Origin of the sequence: Synechococcus sp. R50.1, from assembly GCF_047462115.1 — a bacterium.
Taxonomy (GTDB): Bacteria; Cyanobacteriota; Cyanobacteriia; order Thermostichales; family Thermostichaceae; genus Thermostichus.
Map to the genome: position 1 here is coordinate 1 of NZ_JANSIN010000081.1, position 3766 is coordinate 3766.

2 protein-coding genes, 1 tRNA gene and 2 pseudogenes are annotated in these 3766 nt (G+C 58.4%); 4 read left to right on the forward strand and 1 reads right to left on the reverse strand.

Annotated elements, in window-relative coordinates:
- The 3 genes and pseudogenes from NW870_RS12795 to NW870_RS12805 form a co-directional block, all read left to right on the forward strand.
- Positions 1-155 (forward strand): annotated as a pseudogene (locus NW870_RS12795) (RNA-guided endonuclease TnpB family protein); the annotation flags it as partial.
- A gap of 235 nt (positions 156-390) precedes the next feature.
- A complete protein-coding gene (locus NW870_RS12800) occupies positions 391-1818 on the forward strand; it encodes a folate/biopterin family MFS transporter (RefSeq protein WP_414375624.1) in 1428 nt (475 codons plus the stop codon).
- A gap of 117 nt (positions 1819-1935) precedes the next feature.
- Positions 1936-2226, forward strand: a pseudogene (locus NW870_RS12805) (DUF6679 family protein); the annotation flags it as partial.
- 316 nt (positions 2227-2542) lie between these two features.
- On the opposite strand, the gene NW870_RS12810 reads toward NW870_RS12805, so the two are convergent.
- Entirely contained in the window at positions 2543-3295 is a 753-nt protein-coding gene (locus tag NW870_RS12810; protein WP_414349871.1) for a segregation/condensation protein A, read from the reverse strand.
- A gap of 156 nt (positions 3296-3451) precedes the next feature.
- On the opposite strand from NW870_RS12810, the gene NW870_RS12815 reads away from it, so the two are divergent.
- A tRNA-Val gene (locus NW870_RS12815) sits at positions 3452-3523 on the forward strand.
- Positions 3524-3766 lie beyond the last annotated feature (243 nt).

The following is a 3766-nucleotide window of genomic DNA, read 5'->3' on the forward strand; positions in this document are numbered from 1 at the left end:
ACTGTGGATGGGAAGGGGATGCGGATTTGAATGGTGCGAATGTGATTGCGCTCTTGGGGGCTGTCGTAAACCAGCCTGGAGGTCCGGGCTTGTTTTGTTCTCTGGTAGAGCAGAGCAGGCCCAGGGCTACTGAAAGCCCGCTCCGTACCGCTTAGCGGTCGGAGCCGGGTAGTTTACCTTTCGACCTCATTTCGACCTCATTATTTTGTAGATTTTGTAGCTCGGCTGGGTTGAGCAGAAAGAGCGCTGGGAAGCGCAACCCGTCCAAGGAGGTCGGAGCCGGAAGCCAGTTGGACAGGTTAAGGTGAAGAGACTGTTAAGATTCTTATGGTTTTGCTGTTGCCAAGGCAACACCGCACCAACTAACATCTCGCTACACTGCGACCGCTCATGATTCATCTTCTGCTGCAACGGCTGCACCAATCCACCCTGACCCCGCTGCGGGATATCCACTGGACGCCGGAATTGTTCGGAATCCTCTTGGTGTACTTTGTGCAGGGGGCGGTGGGGCTGGCACGGCTGGCCACCAGCTTTTACCTGAAGGATAGCTTGGGCCTCAGCCCGTCTCAGGTGGCGGCGTTGATGGGCGTTGCCATGAGCCCCTGGATCCTCAAGCCCCTCTACGGCCTGCTGTCGGATACCGTACCGGTGGCGGGCTATCGGCGTCGTCCCTACCTCTTGTTGTCAGGGCTTCTGGGGTGTGAGGCTTGGCTGGGGATGGCCCTGTGGGCACCGACGGCTGGTCTGGCCACCCTGTGGATGGTTTTGGGATCCCTGGCGGTGGCGGTAGGGGATGTAATCGTAGATTCGCTGGTGGTGGAGCGGGTACACGGCAGTGACTGGGCGGGGACGGGCACGCTGCAATCTTTAACTTGGGGAGCAACGGCCTTGGGATCCCTGCTCACCGCCTATTTGGGAGGAGCGCTCTTAGCCCATTATCCGCCGCAGGTGGTGTTTGGGCTGACGGCCTTTTTGCCGTTGTTCATCGCTCTGGCAGCTTGGGTTATTGCCGATCAACCGGTGGCGTTGTCTCAGGGCTGGGATCCCTTGCAACAACAGGTGGGGCAGGTGTGGCGGGCGCTGCGGCAACCCAGCATTTTGCTGCCGGTGCTGTTTGTGTTCGTTTGGCAGGCCACTCCCAGCGCCGATGCGGCTCTTTTTTACTTTGTCACCAACGATCTCGGCTTTGGGCCGGAATTTTTGGGTCAGGTGCGCTTGGTTACCAGCATCGCCAGTTTGCTGGGGGTAGGGATCTTCCAAGTGTACCTGCGGCGGATCCCACTGCGGCCCCTGTTCGGCTGGATGACGGTGATCTCGGCGGCGTTGGGCCTGACCAGCCTTATCTTGGTCTATCACCTCAACCGGGATTGGGGTATCGACGATCATTGGTTTAGCTTGGGGGACAGCCTGGTGCTGACGGTGGCAGGACAAATTGCCTTTATGCCAGTGCTGGTCTTGGCCGCCCGCCTCTGCCCCCCTGGGATCGAGGCCACCCTCTTTGCTCTGCTGATGTCGGCCTTTAATTTGGCGGGGTTTCTCTCCCAAGAGCTGGGATCCCTGCTGATGCATGGGCTGGGGGTAACGGAGACCGATTTCAGCCGGCTGGGGCTGCTGCTGATCCTGACCAACCTTTCTACCCTCTTGCCCCTGCCGTTTTTGGGCTGGCTGCCGGAAGAGAGCATAACCCTTGGCGGAGCAGAACTGGAGGCGGAAGCCCATGCCTCTCTGGAATCCTTTCTGCGGGATGTGCAGGCAGAAGAAGCGGAGACAGCCTTGGCGATGGAAGGGGTCTCTCTGGCCGAAACCGACCCAACCTAAAGAGACTCTGTCTGGCCTCGGGAAAGGCATACAGCCTCGGTGTCCAGCCGCTAAGATGGAGGGATGAGCTGGGTAGCCCCCACAACTCACTCGGATCTTTCACTTCAGGAGGGGACCGTGCTTCATCGTAGGATCTATCAACTCAGCCGCGAAGGCAAGGATGTGTGGATCTATCTGCGGGATCAGGGACGCTGGCTGGAACGGGCCAAGATCCTCGATATCGAAGGGGACACCATCCTAGTTCGCTACGAGACAGAAGATGAGGAGGAGATCTGCTCCTGGGAGGAGATGATTCGCCTGGAAAGCATTGGAGCTGTTGCTCAGCGCCTTTCCACCATTCCCAAGGGGATGCTCAGCACGTCAGATTTGCTCACCTCAGAAGACTGCCCTCCGGCTGAATTGCTGCATCCGCCACTGTTGCCTACCGAAGGAGAAGATCATCCCAGCAGCGAGCGCCTCGTGGAGGATTACTACCTGGATCGGGAGGCTCCTGCCGAGCTGCCGGTGCGCTCCAGTGGGGAAGATCTCAAACGGGCGGATCGTGCCCGGCACGATGCTGAAGGCACGGATTGAGTTCTCCGTTTGCCAGAGCGGCGCAGAAGAGCGCTTGACATCCTCAGGTTCAGACGCCAGCTCAGAAGCCTAGAGGTGGATGGCCCGGCCACGGCCAGAAAAGTTCTCTAGAGTTCACCTTGGCAGATGAAGGGGATCCCAAGGGCGGGATCTACTTTGCCAGGCCCTCAGTTGTGCAGGGTCGGATGGTCAGTGGGCCGTAGAACTCCTCTTGGCACAGCTCCACCTGAGAGCGGGCAGCCATTAGCAGCAATGACCAGAAGACTTGAATGGGGTGAATGGTCCCGCTGCTGCCGTTTTGATAGCTTTTTTGGCAAAAGTGTTGCTGGAGATCGACAAAGCTGATCTGGGTCAGACCCTGCTGCCAAAGCTGAGCCAGCAGAGATTCTAGCTCGGCGGTGGTTTCCAAAAGGTTTTCCGGGTGGGCTAGCTGAGTGATGGCCGACAGCGCTTGCTGGCGAGAAATCCGTTGGGCCAGCGGCTTTGGGGCAGCTTCGGGCTGGTGTTCCAGCAGGGTTTCCAGCTCTTGCAGGTGGGCGATGAGTTCTTTGAGGGTGATGGGCCGGGTACGTTGAAGACGGGGTGCTGCCCTGGGTTGCAACACGCGATCCAAGTGCGCCAAAGACCAGCTTGGCCAGGGATCCACTTCTACCTCCACCGGGCTGGGCTCACTTTCTTCTGCTTCTGGTTCTGCCAAAGCCATCGCCTTAAGATAGACCAACATGGCAGCGTGGAGCAGGGCTTGTCCCGACTCAGACAGGTCATGGCTGCTGCTGGTGGGAGCCATACGGGCCAGAAAGCGATCGATAACCTCGATGACCTGCACATCCCAGGGATCGATCTCACCTCGTTCTGCCAAATCAATGAGCAGAGCAATTGCCTCTTCGGTCGGTGAGTAGGCCATAGCACCCCACAGCTCCCTGACCCTTACTGTAGCCCTCAGGCCGGATCCCGGCTATCTCTAGCCATCTCCCATGCCGATCCGAATCCTCTGGCTCAATCGCTGACGTGGTAATATAGAGATCCTGCTCTAGTCGATAGCTGCTAGAGTGGTATCTGCGGGCGGTTAGCACAGTGGTAGCGCACTTCCTTCACACGGAAGGGGTCACAAGTTCGAATCTTGTACCGCCCATACCCGCAAACCTGCTCCTGCAGCGAGCTTCAACAGTCCAAGTCCTTCTCCTGGAGGAGAGATACAGGCGGCTAGAAACGACTTTTTCCGCCCCGGGGTCTCCGTAAACTACCCGACTCCGACCGCTAAGCGGTACGGAGCGGGCTTTCAGTAGCCCTGAGCCTGCTCTGCTCTACCAGAGAACAAAACAAGCCCGGACCTCTAGGCTGGTTTACGACAGCCCCCAAGAGCGCAATCACATTC

What these genes read in the sequence shown, in the direction of transcription:
- NW870_RS12810 (WP_414349871.1), bottom strand. Translation starts at nt 3,295, where the DNA reads ATGGCCTACTCACCGACCGAAGAGGCAATTGCTCTGCTCATTGATTTG.
- NW870_RS12800 (WP_414375624.1), top strand. Translation starts at nt 391, where the DNA reads ATGATTCATCTTCTGCTGCAACGGCTGCACCAATCCACCCTGACCCCG.